Origin of the sequence: Achromobacter sp. NPDC008082, from assembly GCF_042957345.1 — a bacterium.
GTDB lineage: Bacteria > Pseudomonadota > Gammaproteobacteria > Burkholderiales > Burkholderiaceae_B > Achromobacter > Achromobacter kerstersii_A.
This window is the reverse complement of sequence record NZ_JBIBIB010000001.1, coordinates 724,531-740,383: the sequence shown is the minus strand read 5'-3', so window position 1 is coordinate 740,383 and position 15,853 is coordinate 724,531. Positions and strand designations below refer to the sequence as shown.

The window sequence follows — 15,853 nt, the reverse complement described above, 5'->3', positions numbered from 1 at the left end:
CATGGGCATCGACCTTGCATTGATATGGGCCGTCATCATCCTGTTCGGCGTGATGATGTACGTGATCATGGATGGCTTTGATCTAGGCATCGGCATCCTGTTTCCGCTGATCCGCGACCGCGACGAACGCGACGTCATGGTCAACACCGTCGCCCCCGTGTGGGACGGCAACGAGACCTGGCTGGTGCTGGGCGGCGCGGGCCTGATGGCGGCGTTTCCCTTGGCATACTCCGTCATCTTGAGCGCGCTGCACCTGCCGCTGGTCTTCATGCTGCTGGGGCTGATCTTTCGCGGCGTGGCGTTCGAATTCCGCTTCAAGGCCGACGAACACCACCGCCCGCTGTGGGACCGCGCGTTCGTCTTCGGCTCGGTGTGCGCGACCTTCTTCCAGGGCGTGACCTTGGGCGCGTACATCGAAGGCATCCCCGTTGTGGGCCGCGCCTACGCGGGCGGGGCCTGGGACTGGATCAGCCCGTTCTCGATGTTCACGGGCCTGGGCCTGGTCGCGGGTTATGCGCTGCTGGGCTGCACGTGGCTGATCATGAAGACCGAAGGGCGGCTGCACCGCCACATGTGCCGCATCGCGCAGCCGTTGACGCTGGCGCTGCTGGCCGTCATCGCGGTGCTTAGCGCCTGGACGCCGCTTGCGCAGCCGCACATCGCGCAGCGCTGGTTCAGCTTGCCGAACATGTTCTGGTTCATCCCGGTGCCGGTGCTGGTGGCCGCTGCGGGCTTTGATCTGATCCGCCGCGTGCGCGGCGCGCCGTCCGCCGGCCCGTTCCTCTTGTCGCTGGCGCTGGTGTTCCTGGCGTACAGCGGCCTGGGCATCAGCATCTGGCCCGCCATCATTCCGCCAGATATCTCTATCTGGACGGCGGCTGCGCCAACGCAAAGCCTGGGCTTCGCATTGGTGGGAGCCTTGCTGATCATTCCGATTATCCTGATGTACACCGCCTGGTCGTACTACGTGTTCCGCGGCAAGGTCCGCGTTGGCGAGGAGTTCCACTGATGGCCCCCCTAACTGCTTCCGTTTCTACTTCTGCTGCTTCCGTTTCCACCTCTGCTGCGGCTTCTGCTTTTGCTTCCGATTCCGCCTCCCCGCATCCGGCCGCGCTGCCTTCATGGCGCAGCCGCCTGCTGTGGCTGGCCATGATCTGGGCGGCCAGCGTCGCCGCGCTGGGGGCCGCCGCCTATGCGCTGCGCCTGGTCATGCGCGCCATCGGCATGTCGGCCTGACCGCGCTGTCTACCCCTCACGGAACCGCCATGAAGCGCTATGAACGCTTGACCGAAGACATCACCGCATCGATCCGATCGGGCCTGCTGCAAGTGGGCGACCGCCTGCCCTCGGTGCGGCAAACCAGCACCAGCCGCGGGGTCAGCCCGTCCACCGTGTTCAAGGCCTATTACCTGTTGGAAGCGCGCGGCCTGATCCGTGCGCGCGACCGCTCCGGCTACTACGTGCTGCGCGCGCCGCACACGGCGCTGCCCGAGCTGGATGCCGTGTCCAGCGCCAGCGCGGGCCGCCATCCGGTGGACGTCAGCGACAACGTGCTGCAAGTGCTCAACGCCACCTTGCGGCGCGACATGACGCCGTTTGGCTCCGCCTTTCCCAGCCCGTCGCTGCTGCCCTACGGGCGGCTGGCCAAGTTCATGGCGTCCACCGTGCAACGGCTGGACCCGTGGGGTTCGATCGACGACTTGAGCCCCGGCGACGCCGCGCTGCGCCGCGCCATCGCGCTGCGCTATCTGGCCGACGGCCTATCGGTGCCGGTAGACGACATCATCATCACCAACGGCGCGCTGGACGCGCTGAACCTGTGCCTGACCGCCGTCACGCAGCCGGGCGACGCCGTGATCGTGGAGTCGCCCACGTTCTACGCCGCGCTGCAATCGTTGGAACGCAACCAGCTGCACGCCATCGAAGTGGCGACGCATCCGCGCGAAGGCATCGACCTGCAAGCGCTGGAACAGGCCATCCTGCAACACCGCCCGCGCGCCTGCTGGCTGATGACCACGTTTCAGAATCCGCTGGGCAGCTTGATGCCCGACGCCAAGAAAGAAGCGTTGGTCAAGCTGCTGACGCGGCACGGCGTGGCGCTGATTGAAGACGACGTATACGGCGAGCTCTACTTCGGCGACACGCGCCCGCGCCCGGCCAAGGCGTTCGACAAGGAAGGCATCGTGATGCACTGCTCGTCGTTTTCAAAGACGCTTGCGCCCGGCTACCGGGTGGGCTGGGTGGCGGCCGGGCGCTACACGCGGCAGATCATGCGCAACAAGCTCACCACAAGCTTGGCGACTGCCGCGCCCACCCAAGCCGCCATCGCGGCATATCTGGAAAAAGGCGGCTTTGACCGCCACCTGCGGCAATTCCGGCAAGCGCTGGCGGTACAGCAGGGCGAGCTGCTGCAAGCAGTGGCGCGCCACTTTCCCAAAGGCACCCGCGCCACGCGGCCCACCGGCGGCTACTTCGTGTGGGTGGAGTTGCCCGCGCACATCGACACCCTGAAGGTGCACCGCGCCGCGCTCGACCACGGCATCAGCATTGCGCCGGGGCCGCTGTTTTCAGCGTCAGGCGCATTCGCGAATTACCTGCGCCTGAACCATGGGCATCCATGGAACGACGACATGGAGCAAGGGATGGCGACGCTGGGCAAGCTGATGGCGAACGGGTAATGGCTAACGGCTAAAGGCTAAGACCTAAGGGCTAAGCGCTAAGCGCTAAGCGCTAAAGGGTAAGCGCGGCGCTCACCGCGCGCGTCAGTTCGCCGTCGCCCCCGAGTCCTTTACGGCTTTCGCCCAGGCCGCGATCTCGGCCTGGATGAACGTGCCGAATGCGGCCGTGTTCAAGTTGGAGGCGGCCGCGCCCTCTTCCATCAGGCGCTGCTTCACCGCAGGGGCCGCCAGCGCGCCACTCAATGCCGCGTTCAACTTGTTGACCACGTCAGGCGGTGTGCCGGCTGGCGCCACAACGCCGTGCCACGACACAGCCTGAAAGCCGGGCAGCCCGGATTCGGCCATCGTGGGCACATCGGGCATGGCGGGGGAACGTTCAGGTGACGTCACCGCCAGCGCGCGCAAGGCGCCCGCTTTCACATGCGGCAACACGCCGGGAATGGTCGTGAACATGAAGTCGATCTGGCCGCCGATCAAGTCGGTAATGGCAGGGCTGCCGCCTTTGTATGGCACGTGCGTGAATTGCAGCTTGGCCGCGCTCTTGAACATCTCGCCGGCCAGATGGCCCGGCGTGCCGGCGCCCGCCGACCCCATGTTCGTCTTGTCGCCCTGCCCGCGTATGTAGGTGATGAGTTCCTGCACGTTCGCGGCCTTGACGTTGGGGCCGATCACCAACACATTCGGCACCGTCGCCAGCAACGTGACCGGCGTGAAGTCTTTCACGGCGTCATACGAAATGCGCGAGTACAGCGACGGGTTGATGCCGTGCGTGCTGGCCGTGGCCAGCAGCAGCGTGTAGCCGTCCGGCGCGGACGAGGCCACTTGCTTGGCGGCAATGGTGCCGTTGGCGCCGCCCTTGTTGTCGATAACGATGGTCTGGCCCAGCGTCTTGGCGGCTTCCGCCGCCACCGTGCGCGCCAGGATGTCTGACGTGCCGCCCGCTGAGTGCGGCACCACCAAGGTGATGGGCTTGGAAGGAAAGGCTTGCGCGTACGCCGCCGGCACGGCCGGCAGCAGACAGGCGGCCAGCGCAGCGCGCGCGGGCAGTCGGATCAGGAACATGGTTGTCTCCAGGGTTGTGATAAGTGCGGCGTCTTCACAGGACGCCGTCATTGCCGCAACGGGCGGGGCCGTTCAGTCAGACCCCAGTTGCAGCTTGTTGGGCTGGCGCTTTTCAATCGACCACTTGAGCAGCGCCGCCGAGCGGTAAATACCGTGCGCGAACTTGCCGTAAGGCAGCGTCAGGAACAGCGCCATCACGACGCCCAGGTGCACCGCCAGCAACAGCGCCATTGCGCTGCCATCCCGGCCGGCCAGCAAGGCCAGGCCTGTGGCGCTGGTCAAGAACAGCAGCAGGATGAAGCCGCGGTCCATGGGCTTTTGCGCGGCGTCGCCTTGTTGCGGGTGGCGCTTGATGTTCAGCCACAGCAGGCCGGCCGGGCCAATCAACAGCCCGATGCCGCCCGCCGTACCCAGCAGTACCGGCGCGCTGAAGAACGGATACGGCGCCTGCTGGCCCAGCAGATAGTGATACGCCGTGGCCACGCAGGTGGCGGCAAAGCACAGCATGAAGCCGTAGAACGTGAAGTGATGAAAGCGCCGGCGCCACAAGGTGAACGCGTCGTCCGCGTTGTTGCAGCCCTTGCCGTGGCCGCCGTCCAGGTAGCGCAGCCGCAGCGCGTCGTGCGCCGCTTCGGCCACCGCCGCGCCGGAGGCCGCCCCCGGGCTGACGTTGCGCCAGAAGCGCGTAACGCCCACGCCCAAGGCCAGCATCGAAAAACCAAACACCACGCCGAACATCAGCGCCAGCGTGTTGTGCGGAAATACGGCGTAGAAATTGCCAGCCATGGGTGCGTGAAAAAGCCCCCCCGCCATCAGCACCGCCAGCACCAGGAACAGCGCCAGACCGCCCGCGGTGGCCAGCGACAAGGTCAAGCCGTTGCGCTGGTACAGCGTGCCCAGCGCGGCGGGCCAGGCGTAGTCGGTGTAGGTCTGCATGCGGACCTTGGCCATGGCCTGCGGCACGTTCACCGCAAACTCGTGCGGCGGCGCGTACTGGCAGGCGTGCAGACAGGCGCCGCAGTTGTGGCACAGGTTGGCCAGGTAGTTCAGGTCGGCCTTGCCAAATTCCAGGCGGCGCGTCATGGCGGGAAACACCGCACAGAAGCCTTCGCAATAGCGGCACGCGTTGCAGATTTGCATGACGCGCGCCACTTCGGTTTCATCGCCGGTCAACGCGTCCGCTTGCGGCTTGGCGTTCTTGCCCACCCATCGGACGGGTTGCTCGGTCATGGCGGGCTGGCCGCCGGATTGAGGTGGCGTGCGCCCCTGCGCATCGGCTTGGGAAAACGATTGCGCCTCGCGGGCCAGGGCTTCAAGCTGCTTCATGGGGTGCTCTTTGCAAGGGTCTGTTGGCGCGCGGCGGCGGCGGCGCGGGTGCCGGCAATGCGGCCGAACGCCGTGCCGATGGACATGCCCACGCCAGCGGTGTAGCCCTTGCCCAGCACGTTGCCGGCCATCATTTCGCCGGCCACGAACAGGTTGTCGCTAGGCACATCGTTAAAGCGCACGGCCGCGGTGTCGTCCACCTTCAGGCCCAGATAGGTAAAGGTGATGCCGGGGCGCAGCGCGTAACCGTAGAACGGCGCCGTGTCGATGGGGCGCGCCCAGTGCGTCTTGGCGGGCGTGACGCCTTCGGTGTGGCAGTCGTCGAGCGCGGTGTGGTCGAACGTGCCGACGCGACAGGACGCGTTGTAGTCGCGCAAAGTCTTCTCGAACGTGGCGGCGTCCAGGCCCAGCTTTTGCGCCAGCTCGGGCAAGGTGTCGGCCTTCACGCCCGGAAACACCGGCGGCATGAAGCGGCCGACGGCCTTGGCGTCGATGATGGAATAGGCGATCTGGCCGGGCTGCATCGCCGTCAGCCGGCCCCAGATGGCGTAGCGCTTGGGCCAAAAGTCTTCGCCTTCGTCGTAGAAGCGCACCGCGTCGCGGTTGACCACGACGCCCAGCGACACGCAATCAATGCGCGTACAGATGCCGCCGTCGTACAGCGGCGCGCGCGCGTCGATCGCCACACAGTGGGATTGCGACGGGTCGCCGATACGGTCTGCGCCCGCATCCAGCATGAATTTCAACAGCACGCCCATGTTGAAGCGCGTGCCGCGGATCAGGAAATTGTCGGCCGGCCATTCGCCGCGTTCGTTCTGGCCCCAGGCCTCGCGCAGCCATTCGCGGTTGGACTCAAAGCCCCCGGCGGCCAGCACACAGGCGCGCGCTTCGATGCGTTCGTCGCCGATGCGCGCGGCCTTGAAGCGGCCGTCTTCCAGCTCCAGCGAATCAACCGGCGCGTTGTAGCGGATCTGTACGCCCAGCGCCTCGGCGCTGCGGTAGTAGGCGTTGACCAGCGCTTTGCCGCCGCCCATGAAAAACGCATTGGTGCGCGCCACATGCAGCGCGCCCGACAGCGGCGGCTGAAAGTTCACGCCATGGCGGCGCATCCAATCGCGGCACGTTGAGGATTCGCGGATGACCAGGCGCGCCAGATGCTCATTGGTCAGCCCGCCCGTGACCTTCAGCAGATCTTGCCAATATTCTTCTTCGGGATACGCGTCGATCAACACGTCTTGCGGCGCATCGTGCATGCAGCGCAAATTGCGCGTGTGCTGCGAATTGCCGCCACGCCATTCACGCGGCGCGGCCTCCAGCAACATCACGCTGGCTCCCGCTTCGCGCGCCATCAGGGCCGCGCACAGCGCCGCATTGCCCCCTCCCACCACCAAGACGTCCACCATGCCATCGTCCCCAATTCAAGAGGCCGACTGTACCCAGCGGGCGGTGCGCGCGATATCAGGCAGGCGTCAACGGGTGTTCACGATTCGTGAAGGGCGACGACCGCCCATTTGCCCTCGCGCGCCAGCGTGCGCGACACATCGGCCAGCACCAGACGGGCGGCCAGCGCCGCGGGCGAGAGCTCGTCGTCCGACAAACTGGCCAGCAAATTGGGGCGGAACAGATGCGCGTCTTCAATGCGCGCCATGTGCAGCTGGCCGGGCGCGATGCGCGCCGTGGCCGAGCTGGGCTGGATGGTGGCGGCGTTGCCCAGCTGCACCACGTCCATCAGCAATGACAAGCCATCCACTTCAGCCACCACGCGTGGCGTCTGGCCCAGTTGCTGAAACGCGTTATTGACCAGCGCCCGCAGGCCATGGCGGCCGCTGGGCAGGACCAGCGGCAAGTGCGCGATGGCGTCCAGCCGCGTGGTGGTGCCCAATGCGGCGCCCGATGCGCCGCCCGCCGGCAGCCCCGGCATGTCGCGGTGCGCGCAGAGAAACAGGGGTTCGTCCAGCAAAGGCATCACGCTCCAACGGCGCGCGGACTCGGTGTGGAACACGATGGCCAGATCCAGCAGGCGGCCGTTGAGCATGTCGCTTAAATGGCCCGACAACGCCTCGACCAGATGCAGCCGGATGTCGGGATAGCGCGCGTTCATGGCTTGCAGGAACGGCGCTCCCAGAATGGCGGCGGTGGTGGAAGGCAGGCCCACGCTGACGTGGCCGGCCAGCCGCGCCTGTTGCGCGGCCTGCACCGCGTCATCCGCATGGCGCAGAGCCAGCTGCGCCTGGCGAAAGAACGCCAGGCCCGCATCGGTAGGCACCACGCCGCTGGCGCTGCGCTGCAACAGCCGCGTCGACAACTCGCCTTCCAGGCGGCTGATCTGCTGGCTGAGCGCGGACGTGACCATGCCAATGGACATGGCCGCCCGGCCGATGCTGCCCGCCTCAACGACGCGAACGAAGTAACGCAGTTGGCGCAGTTCCATGGCGGGCTCGGTGCTGCCGTTACGGCGCGGGCGGAATGGTCAGGCCGCGCGCGACGGCCGGGCGGGCGACAAAGGCTTCCAGCACGCGAGCCACGTTCTTGAACTGCGAGAATTCGACGAGATCCCCCGCGCCATAGAAGCCGACCAGGTTGCGCACCCACGGCAGGATGGCGATGTCGGCGATGGTGTATTCGTCGCCCATGACCCAGTCGCGGCCTTCCAGGCGCTTGTCCAGCACGCCCAGCAGGCGCTTGGATTCGGCCACGTAGCGGTCGCGCGGGCGCTTGTCTTCGTAGTCCTTGCCGGCGAACTTATGGAAGAAGCCCAGTTGGCCGAACATCGGGCCGATGCCGCCCATCTGGAACATCACCCATTGCAGCGTTTCATAGCGCCCGGCCGTGTCCGCCGGAATGAACTGGCCCCTCTTGCTGGCCAGATAGATCAGGATGGCGCCCGACTCGAACAGCGCAAAGGGCTTGCCATCGGGGCCATTGGGGTCAAGGATGGCCGGAATCTTGTTGTTCGGGCTCAGCGACAGGAACTCGGGCGAAAACTGGTCTTGCGTATCGAAACTGACCCGATGCACCTCGTAAGGCAGCCCCATTTCTTCCAGCAGGATCGACACCTTCACGCCATTGGGCGTGGGCAGCGAGTACAGCTGAAGGCGGTCGGGATGCTGGGCGGGCCACTTCTTGGTGATGTCGAACGAGGCAAGGGAGGTCATGCGGGGTTTCTCCAGGGCAGGCGGGAATTTGTGGCGTCAATCCTAGCGCAAATGCCCCACATTTCGATGAAATTCCGGGTCGGCGGGCAGGGTGAATGGGGGCCACGACGGGGTGGAGGCGCGTATCGGCGAGTTTGTTGGTCCGCGGCCAGGTTCAGCGGGCCGCAGCGGGCCTCAGCGGACAAACACGCGGCGTAATACCCACCGCGCCGCCGTCACGGCCAGGGCAATAGGCAGCACCAGACGCCATTGCGCCAGAAACAATTCGCGCGTGGCCTCGCCGGATGCCCAGGTATTGCCGAACACAACCGGCGCGGGCGGGGCCAGGTACAGGGCGAGCAGCGCCGCCAGGAACGTCAACCCCACCCGCCAGGCCGGGGTCTGGCGGGCGGCGGCGAATCGCTCGGCCACCACCAGCACCAGCAGGCCGGCCAGCCCCGCCAGCGCGGCGTCAGCGTAAAAGTCACGCGCCGTATAGATATAGGGCGCATCGGGAACCACCCAGCCGTACGTGTCCGTGGTCAGCAACGAGGTCAGGCAAGCGCCAAAGAGCGCGGCCGCGCCCGCCAGCAGCAGGAAGTCGCAAACGCGGAGCAGGAGTTTCGGCATGGAACGCATGGGATCAGGACGGGGCAAAAGCGGACGGAGAAAACGCGGACGGGCAAGCCTGCGGGCCGCGCCCGACGCCACAAGGGCCGGAGCATGCCACAGCTTGTGGCGACGCGCTGAAGGTCTGAACGGCAAGGGACGGCGCGCGTAACGATGAGCCGTGTAAAGAGGATTCCCCCGCCGGCGCACCTCGGGCTACAGTGTTCGGCGTTCCCTCGCCCCCTGCACACCATGCGCCCGCCCCGCTTACGCCACTCTCTGTTTGCCCTGGCCTTGGCCATCGCCCTGCCCGCGCTGGCCTCTGCCGCCGCGCTGACGGACCAGCGCTATGGCCCAGACGCGGCGCAGATCGCCGACGTCTATTTGCCCGACGCCCCTCGGGCGCGCCCCGCCCCCATCCTTGTCATCGTGCATGGCGGGTCATGGAAGAACGGCGACAAGGCCGCAGCCGAAGTCGTCGACAACAAGCTTGCCCATTGGCTGCCCCAGGGCTACGCCATCGTGTCGGTCAACACGCGGCTGATGCCCCAGGCGCGCCCCGACGCGCAAGCCGAAGACCTGGGACGCGCCATCGCCTGGATCACGCAACAGGCCCCAAGCTGGCAGGCCGACCCGGCCAACATGATCGTCATGGGCCATTCATCGGGCGGGCATCTGTTGACGCTGCTGGCCGCCGACGACGCCATGCGGCAACGCACTGGCGCGCCGCTCTGGCGGGCCAGCGTCATCCTGGATGGCGCGGGGTTTGATCTGCTGGACGTCATGCCCCGCCCGCACGCCCCGTTCTACGACGAGGCCTTCGGCGCCGACCCCGCGCGCTGGGCCGTGGCCTCGCCTGCGGCGCAACTGCGCGGCGTACAACCGCCCGCGCTTTTCGTATGTTCGACCTTGCGCCCCGACCCTTGCCGTCGCGCGCAACGCTACGCGGATTTGCTGACCGCGCAAGGCGGCCAGGCCGAGCTCGTTGGCGTAGCGCGCAACCACGCGCAGATCAATGCGGACGTGGGTGCGGACAACGACGAGACCCGCGCGATCAGCGCATTCATCAAGGCGCAGCTGGCGCGGTAGCGCGTTCGTGACACAATCGGGCTCGCCGAAAAACCCGGCCCCCTGGCACCGCCTTTCGCAGCTTCCATGACACCTTCGATGCAGCACCGCTTGACTCCGTTGTTCCTGGCCGCCGCCGCGCTGCTGACGCCGCTTGGCGCACACGCGGCCCCCCCCGCCGAACCGGCCGCCGAACCGCCCGCCGGTATGGCGCAATACGGCGCAGGCCCGCACGGCCAGACCCTGACGCTGACGCTGCTGAACAACCGCGACGCCGCGCCCGCCCCCAACACGCCCTACCGCCTGTTCCTGACGGGCAAGCAGGAATCCATCTCCAACACGCCCAGCCAGGACGGCATCTTGCATGGCGTCACCGATGCCGACGGCCGCACCGCCTGGGTCTGGACCGAGAACGCACACGACCCCGACGACTTCACGCTGATCCGCCGCGTAGGCGACGGCGCGTGGGGCCATTTCTTCCAGCTGCACTCCTCCAGCCGCGAGAAGGAACCCGTAGCCGCGTGGCCCTACATCCTGACCATGCATCAGCGCTGGGGCGAGCAATGGGTCGACCTGGGCTACACCACGCGCCAAGGCGCGACCGCATACTTCAGCCACGACGTGCCGGCCGTGCCGATATCGTTGTCCATTGAATCCAACGTCACAGACAACCGGAAGTGCTTCGACGAGCTGGACGCCATCAACCGCAAGTTCAGCCAGAACGATGCGAAAGGTGCGCAGCAATTAATGGACAGCATGCAGTGCGCCGAAACGCCCCAGCGCCAACTGGACGTGGCGCATCTGCTGCTGATGACCGGCCGCACCGATGAGGCGCGCGAGTGGCTGCTGCGCGCGCGAACATGGCGCTTCCCGGAATCGCTCAAACCTGTCGATACCGGCTTGTTGCGCGACCGGCTGGAACTTGAGCAGTTGCTGGGCATGCCGGACCTGGCGCTGGCCGATGCAGAAGCGCTGCAACAGCGCCAGAACAAGCGCGGACGCGCCGCCCAAGCCGACGACAACGACTGGGCCAATAACGTTGCGTACTACTTGGCGGACTTTCCTGACTATCTGCCGCAAGCCGAAGCCCAGGCGCGGCAGTCCATTCAGGTGCAGGGGCCTAACGCGTACAACCAAGGCACGCTGGGCTGGATCTTGAGCTTGCGCGGCAACGCCGACGAAGGCCTGCGGCTGCTGCACACGTCGTACCGCGACTTGTCGCGCAACGAAGAACTTGTGGCCGACTATGGCCTGGCGCTATGGCGTCACGGCCAGCGGTCACAGGCGGTGCGCTTGTGGGACGAAGCCCAGGCGCAATGCGTGTGGGGCCGGCGCCTGCACGACGCGATGCGCGACGTGCAGTACCCGCACCCCTACTTCCAATCGACGGAGTCCGACGCGGTGAAGGCGTATCGGCAGCGCTGCGACAAGCCCCGGACGAAGCGCAAGACCGTGGCGGGTGGCCCGGCGTGACGGCGGTTCAGGGGTCGCGGGTTTGAGATCCCGGCTCTGAGATCGCGGGTCTGAGATCGGGGGTCTGAGATCCCGGCTCTAAGATCGCGGCTCCGGGATGACGGTTCCCGGAGCGCGGGTCCGCCATCGCTTTGCCAAAGCCGTGATTACTTCTCGTCCTTCATCTTCACTTCGCTGGCCGTGTCCGCCTTCAGGCCGCTGGTGTTGATCTTGCCCGGCGGCGGCGCGTCGATCTCGTCCAGGTTGGCGGCGGCCGGCGCGGGCGCCGCCACATCGTCCAGATTTACGGCATCCGCCACGGGAGCGGCGGGCTTGGCCTTGGGCGGCGCTTTGGGACGCGGCTTGGCCGGCGCGCGCGGCTTGGTGACTTCCAGCGGACGCGTGTACAGATTGCCGTCTTGATAAACCAGCATGTAGGGCGTGCCGACGGCGGGCTTCACGGATTGACGCGCGGTCCACTGGCCATTGGCCACGTTGAACGACAGCGGGCCTTCGCAGCTGCGATAGCTGTTTTGCCACTTCGACGATTGCGTGCCGGACACGCGGTACACGTGATAGACGTGGTTGCAGCCCAGCTCCGGCACGTCCAGCGTGATCAGCGTCGCGCCCGGCACTTCGGACACATTGGCCACCATCATGGCCGCACCCTTGACCTCAAGCTCCATGACCTTTTTCTGGCCATACAACTTGATGTCGTAGGAATCGTTGTAGTACTTGCGCAGCGCCGCGCGCTCGCCATTCACGGTGAACACCTGCTGCTCTTTGGCCAGCACTTCACCGAAATCCAGGCCCATCTTGCCCGAGCCGGTGCTGACGCAGCCCGTCAACGCCAACACGGCTGTTACAGAAACTATTGCGCCAAATGAACGGCTGACATCGGACCTGCTTGCCAATTTTGCTGAAACCCATCCGACGAATGCTGAAGCCATTCACTAACCCCTTGATTTAGCGCGATATTTACCCGAATAGGAACATTCCTGACGGACGTATCATTTATTTCCAAATGATTCGCAATGTTATACTGTAAACCAATCCGTACAGGGCGAGGCTCGAAGCATGAAGAAGGTCTGCGTGGCCGCGGCAATCGCCGCCAGTGTTGGCAGCCTGCCAGCGCACGCCGAGGCGTATCGCCTGGCATATTCCAAAGCCGAAAACATCGAAATATTCATCGACCACGCCACGGGCTCGCCCTGGTGCGGTCCGCACCTTGACCTGCGCGCCGTGTACGGCGCCGCCCCCGACGCCGCCGCACTGGGCCGTTTGCTGCCCAAGATCGGCGTGCTGCTCGGCAAGCAATGCCCCCAAGCCGTCGACCTGCGCTGGACCAGCGTCAACAATGCCGGCGCCCGCGTCGCGGACGGCACCAGCACGAAGGCCAATGGCTGGGCGATGCAGGTGGCGGCAGCTGCGGTGGCTCCCGTGGCGGCGGCGCCGGTGGCCCCGGCTCCCGTTGCATCTGCTCCCGTTGCATCTGCTCCCGTTGCACCTGCTCCCGTTGCACCTGCTCCCGCCCCCGCCTCGTCAACCGCCCCCGCGATTGCCGCTCCGGCAGTGACCGCCCCTGAAGCAGCGCCCGCGATTGCCCCCACGGCGATGTCGCCGCAAGCGCCGGCTACCGTCGCTGCTGCGCCTGTGGCCGCACCGCCCGTGCAGGCGGAAGCGCCCGCGCCCATGGCATCCGCCCCCGCCCCCGCTCCCGCCAGCGTCGCGCCGATCGCGCAAGCGCCGGTGGCGCCGGCACCCGCTCCTGAATGGCAAGCTGCCGCAGCGCCTGCTCCGGCGCCTGCCGCGGCGGAACCTGCCGCACCGGCCCCCGCCCTGGCTCCGGCTCCGGCTCCGGCTCCGGCTCCGGCTCCGGCTCAAGCTCAAGCTCAAGCTCAAGCTCAAGCTCCAGTTCCAGTTCCTGCGGCCGCCCCCGCCCCGGCTCCGGCCCCCGCCGTCCAAACCGCCTTCGCGGTCAATGGCTGGACGCCGCCGTCGCCCGCCGCTGCGCTGGCCGGCACTCAGATGCTGAAGACCATGCCGGATCAGAACGGGTGCAAGGTCGTGTCGACCTTCCGCCTGGGTGAAGGCGCGCAATACATCACGCTGAAGTCCGACGGCTTGACCTGCGGCCCCGACGGCTACGCCACGGGCAAGGGCCGTCTGCGGCTGGAACGTTCGGACGGCGCCCGCATCGGGCAGACCAATGACGTGTGGGTCGTGTCCGGCATTCCGTTCACCTCGCCCGTCGCCGCCGCGCGCCTGGCCTATGTCAACGACAACGGCACGTTGTGGTTCCACATGGACAGCGACCCCGCCAGCCGCTCGCACTATCTGATGCGCGGCGACCGCCTGTCGTATGGCACCGGCCTGGACGTATGGCGCGTCAGCCGCATCGACGTCGTCACCGAAAGCGCGGACGTGTTCCGCAACGCCACCGACATCAAGGTCGCCGTGGATAGCGCGCTGCGCGTGCTGGAACGTACCGCCATGCCCGACGCCGGCAACGCGCGCATCGTGTTCTCGGACAACTTCCAGCAGGGCGCCATCGACGACCAGATGGAGCACCTGCTCTACATGATCACCGCCGACCGCCCCACCGACTGGCGCACCGGCAAGCCGCGCGGCGAATGGCGCTACAACCTGCAATACGCACAGAACTACCTGTTCAAGCGCGACGAAATGCTGGCCCGCAAAAAGCGCGAAGAACTGATGCGCCTGGCCAACCAGGAACGCGATCACCTGCGTCAATACCAAAACCTGGTGGAGCAGGCCAAGAGCGATCCCAAGGGCATCCTGGGACGCATGCAGCGCGACGTGCACTACGACTTGCTGACGGGCGGCGACTACCGTTCGCTGATGGCCGGCCGCAGGGCGGCGGTGCGTATGGTCGTCCACGTGGACGATCACAAGGACAACGACGCCATCGCCGACTGGCCCTACGAAATGCGCCTGCCCGGACAGAAGGCCATGAAGGAAGGCTGGTATCTGGTGCCGGGTGACATCACGCTGGACGCCAAGCGCCAGGACGACAAGGGCCTGCCGCTGACCCTGCTGACGCTGGGCCAGGCCGCGCCCGTCGCGTGCCAAAAGGAAGGCTGCGCCGACCTGAACGACCCGCTGGTGGGCGCCCGCATGATGCTGGGCCTGCCGGACTGGACGCCTGAAAAGGCCCAGGCCGTGATCGACCAAGCGACCCAACCCTAACCGCCAGACGAGCAACGCAATGATCAAACAAAAGAATGGCCTGATCGCAGGCGGTGTCGTGGTGGTGCTGGCTGCCGCCTGGTGGGGCATGGGCGCGTATGCGTCCGGCAAGGCGGAAGACGAAATCGTGGCGCTGCTGGACAAGACCGGCCAGCGCGACATGGTGCACTGGCAAAGCATTTCAGCGTCCCCATTTGGGTCCGCCAAACTGAAGCAGGTCACGATCGGCCCGATGGCGTCGCCCATCGCGCTGATCGACACCGTGAAGATCAGCGGCCTGCGCAATACCGCCGACCGCCGCAGCGGCGACGTCACGATCGAAGGCGCCGCGCTGCCCAACGGCTATAGCGTGCTGAGCCAGACCGATCTGGCCCGCCAGGGCGGCAAGCTGGACCTGCCGCCCGCCAACCTGCGCGTGCGCTGGGACTACGACCGCGACGACGACGACGCCGAGATTCATCTGAACCTGGAACAGCCCGAGGCGCTAAGCGCTGAACTGTCGCTGAACCTGGACCGCGTCAACGCCGCGGTCGCCATGGCCGAAGACGGCTCGGCGCTGGCCGCCGCAGGCATGATGGGTTTGATGGGCATGGGCCGCCTTGACCGCACGCTGGCCCCGCTGGCCGAAATGCGCATCAAGACGGGCAGCCTGTCGGTGAAGGACGACGGCCACGTCAAACGCAGCATCGAACTCTACAAGCGCTACAACCTGACGGCCACGCCCGGCGACGGCAACCCCGACAAGCAGCGCGCCAAGCAATTCGACAAGCTCGTCAGCGACAGCAAGAAGCGCTGCTACGACCAAAAGTCGTTCTCCGGCTTCAAAGACAACGACGACGCCTGCAAGGCCGCCGCCAACTTTGCAAGCGGCGACAAGCGTTCGATCACGCTGACACTGAACCCGCGCAATGGCGTGTCGATGGCGGAACTGCTGTCCAACGCGAACAACCAGGCCAAGGCCTTTGCGCTGCTGGCGCCCGCGCTTGAGAACTGAGCCGCGCCTATAATCTCCTGCATACGCTGCGCACGACGCGCCTGCTGAGGGGCAGCCGCAGGAGACCTCCATGACATCCACGTTGAAGCATTTGCTAGCCCTGCTTGCCACCGCTGTGTTGCTCAGCGGCTGCGCGCCCGGTAACGGCGGCCCGCCCCACCCCGGCGCGGTCAATCCTTACAGCAGCGGCGGCTTTCACGACGCCGGCCCAGACTACCCGGATACCGGCCGCTGACCTCACCGCGCCCCGCCTGCCAAGTGCAGCCGGGGCGCGGCACGCATAACAGCTTTGCGCGCCACGCGCATCCCGCCTCGCCTTT

The 15,853-nt window shown here is 66.5% G+C and carries 15 protein-coding genes; 8 read left to right on the top strand and 7 right to left on the bottom strand.

Annotation, left to right across the window (positions count from 1 at the left end):
- Position 1 precedes the first annotated feature (1 nt).
- From cydB to ACFZAI_RS03400, 3 genes are all read left to right on the top strand, one after another.
- Positions 2-1,009, top strand: a complete 1,008-nt coding sequence (cydB, locus tag ACFZAI_RS03410) for a cytochrome d ubiquinol oxidase subunit II (protein WP_391565585.1) — start codon at positions 2-4, stop codon at positions 1,007-1,009.
- Positions 1,010-1,113: 104 nt separating this feature from the next.
- Positions 1,114-1,236 (top strand): DUF2474 family protein, encoded by a 123-nt coding sequence (locus ACFZAI_RS03405; protein ID WP_391566258.1) that lies wholly within the window; start codon positions 1,114-1,116, stop codon positions 1,234-1,236.
- 29 nt (positions 1,237-1,265) lie between these two features.
- Complete coding sequence (locus ACFZAI_RS03400; RefSeq protein ID WP_391565584.1) at positions 1,266-2,678, top strand: PLP-dependent aminotransferase family protein; 1,413 nt, start codon at positions 1,266-1,268, stop codon at positions 2,676-2,678.
- Between the two features lie 84 nt (positions 2,679-2,762).
- Here the strand turns inward: ACFZAI_RS03400 and ACFZAI_RS03395 are convergent, their stop codons facing one another.
- The 6 genes from ACFZAI_RS03395 to ACFZAI_RS03370 form a co-directional block, all read right to left on the bottom strand.
- Positions 2,763-3,740: a Bug family tripartite tricarboxylate transporter substrate binding protein gene (locus ACFZAI_RS03395; protein ID WP_391565583.1), complete on the bottom strand. Its 978-nt coding sequence runs from the start codon at positions 3,738-3,740 to the stop codon at positions 2,763-2,765.
- Between the two features lie 72 nt (positions 3,741-3,812).
- The gene (tcuB, locus tag ACFZAI_RS03390) at positions 3,813-5,066 is read right to left on the bottom strand and encodes a tricarballylate utilization 4Fe-4S protein TcuB (protein ID WP_391565582.1); all 1,254 of its coding nucleotides are present in this window, start codon (positions 5,064-5,066) and stop codon (positions 3,813-3,815) included.
- Positions 5,063-6,469 (bottom strand): FAD-dependent tricarballylate dehydrogenase TcuA, encoded by a 1,407-nt coding sequence (gene tcuA / locus ACFZAI_RS03385; protein WP_391565581.1) that lies wholly within the window; start codon positions 6,467-6,469, stop codon positions 5,063-5,065. The genes tcuB and tcuA overlap by 4 nt, the downstream gene beginning before the upstream one ends.
- A 77-nt stretch (positions 6,470-6,546) precedes the next feature.
- Entirely contained in the window at positions 6,547-7,497 is a 951-nt protein-coding gene (locus tag ACFZAI_RS03380; protein ID WP_391565579.1) for a LysR family transcriptional regulator, read from the bottom strand.
- A 19-nt stretch (positions 7,498-7,516) separates the two neighbouring features.
- The gene (locus tag ACFZAI_RS03375; RefSeq protein ID WP_391565578.1) at positions 7,517-8,221 is read right to left on the bottom strand and encodes a glutathione S-transferase N-terminal domain-containing protein; all 705 of its coding nucleotides are present in this window, start codon (positions 8,219-8,221) and stop codon (positions 7,517-7,519) included.
- Between the two features lie 174 nt (positions 8,222-8,395).
- Complete coding sequence (locus ACFZAI_RS03370; protein ID WP_391565577.1) at positions 8,396-8,830, bottom strand: hypothetical protein; 435 nt, start codon at positions 8,828-8,830, stop codon at positions 8,396-8,398.
- A 231-nt stretch (positions 8,831-9,061) separates the two neighbouring features.
- Between ACFZAI_RS03370 and ACFZAI_RS03365 the strand changes: the two genes are divergently transcribed.
- The gene (locus ACFZAI_RS03365) at positions 9,062-9,898 is read left to right on the top strand and encodes an alpha/beta hydrolase (protein ID WP_391565576.1); all 837 of its coding nucleotides are present in this window, start codon (positions 9,062-9,064) and stop codon (positions 9,896-9,898) included.
- Between the two features lie 66 nt (positions 9,899-9,964).
- Positions 9,965-11,350 carry a tetratricopeptide repeat protein gene (locus tag ACFZAI_RS03360; RefSeq protein WP_391565575.1) on the top strand — a complete coding sequence of 462 codons (1,386 nt, stop codon included), beginning with the start codon at positions 9,965-9,967 and terminating at the stop codon, positions 11,348-11,350.
- A gap of 146 nt (positions 11,351-11,496) precedes the next feature.
- Here ACFZAI_RS03360 and ACFZAI_RS03355 read toward each other — a convergent pair whose 3' ends face one another.
- Positions 11,497-12,186, bottom strand: coding sequence for a hypothetical protein (locus ACFZAI_RS03355; RefSeq protein WP_391565574.1), 690 nt, complete (start codon positions 12,184-12,186; stop codon positions 11,497-11,499).
- Between the two features lie 220 nt (positions 12,187-12,406).
- Here ACFZAI_RS03355 and ACFZAI_RS03350 point away from each other — a divergent pair, with 220 nt between their 5' ends.
- From ACFZAI_RS03350 to ACFZAI_RS03340, 3 genes are all read left to right on the top strand, one after another.
- On the top strand, positions 12,407-14,539 hold the full coding sequence (locus ACFZAI_RS03350) for a hypothetical protein (protein ID WP_391565573.1): 2,133 nt from the start codon (positions 12,407-12,409) through the stop codon (positions 14,537-14,539).
- 19 nt (positions 14,540-14,558) lie between these two features.
- On the top strand, positions 14,559-15,533 hold the full coding sequence (locus ACFZAI_RS03345) for a hypothetical protein (RefSeq protein ID WP_391565572.1): 975 nt from the start codon (positions 14,559-14,561) through the stop codon (positions 15,531-15,533).
- Between the two features lie 70 nt (positions 15,534-15,603).
- Positions 15,604-15,768: a hypothetical protein gene (locus ACFZAI_RS03340; protein WP_391565571.1), complete on the top strand. Its 165-nt coding sequence runs from the start codon at positions 15,604-15,606 to the stop codon at positions 15,766-15,768.
- Positions 15,769-15,853: the final 85 nt, after the last annotated feature.

Bases quoted from the DNA above. Each gene is read 5' to 3' on its own strand.
- ACFZAI_RS03395 (WP_391565583.1), bottom strand. From the start codon at position 3,740: ATGTTCCTGATCCGACTGCCCGCGCGCGCTGCGCTGGCCGCCTGTCTG.
- ACFZAI_RS03350 (WP_391565573.1), top strand. From the start codon at position 12,407: ATGAAGAAGGTCTGCGTGGCCGCGGCAATCGCCGCCAGTGTTGGCAGC.
- tcuA (WP_391565581.1), bottom strand. From the start codon at position 6,469: ATGGTGGACGTCTTGGTGGTGGGAGGGGGCAATGCGGCGCTGTGCGCG.
- ACFZAI_RS03345 (WP_391565572.1), top strand. From the start codon at position 14,559: ATGATCAAACAAAAGAATGGCCTGATCGCAGGCGGTGTCGTGGTGGTG.
- ACFZAI_RS03360 (WP_391565575.1), top strand. From the start codon at position 9,965: ATGACACCTTCGATGCAGCACCGCTTGACTCCGTTGTTCCTGGCCGCC.
- tcuB (WP_391565582.1), bottom strand. From the start codon at position 5,066: ATGAAGCAGCTTGAAGCCCTGGCCCGCGAGGCGCAATCGTTTTCCCAA.
- ACFZAI_RS03400 (WP_391565584.1), top strand. From the start codon at position 1,266: ATGAAGCGCTATGAACGCTTGACCGAAGACATCACCGCATCGATCCGA.
- ACFZAI_RS03340 (WP_391565571.1), top strand. From the start codon at position 15,604: ATGACATCCACGTTGAAGCATTTGCTAGCCCTGCTTGCCACCGCTGTG.
- ACFZAI_RS03380 (WP_391565579.1), bottom strand. From the start codon at position 7,497: ATGGAACTGCGCCAACTGCGTTACTTCGTTCGCGTCGTTGAGGCGGGC.
- ACFZAI_RS03375 (WP_391565578.1), bottom strand. From the start codon at position 8,221: ATGACCTCCCTTGCCTCGTTCGACATCACCAAGAAGTGGCCCGCCCAG.
- ACFZAI_RS03365 (WP_391565576.1), top strand. From the start codon at position 9,062: ATGCGCCCGCCCCGCTTACGCCACTCTCTGTTTGCCCTGGCCTTGGCC.
- ACFZAI_RS03370 (WP_391565577.1), bottom strand. From the start codon at position 8,830: ATGCCGAAACTCCTGCTCCGCGTTTGCGACTTCCTGCTGCTGGCGGGC.
- cydB (WP_391565585.1), top strand. From the start codon at position 2: ATGGGCATCGACCTTGCATTGATATGGGCCGTCATCATCCTGTTCGGC.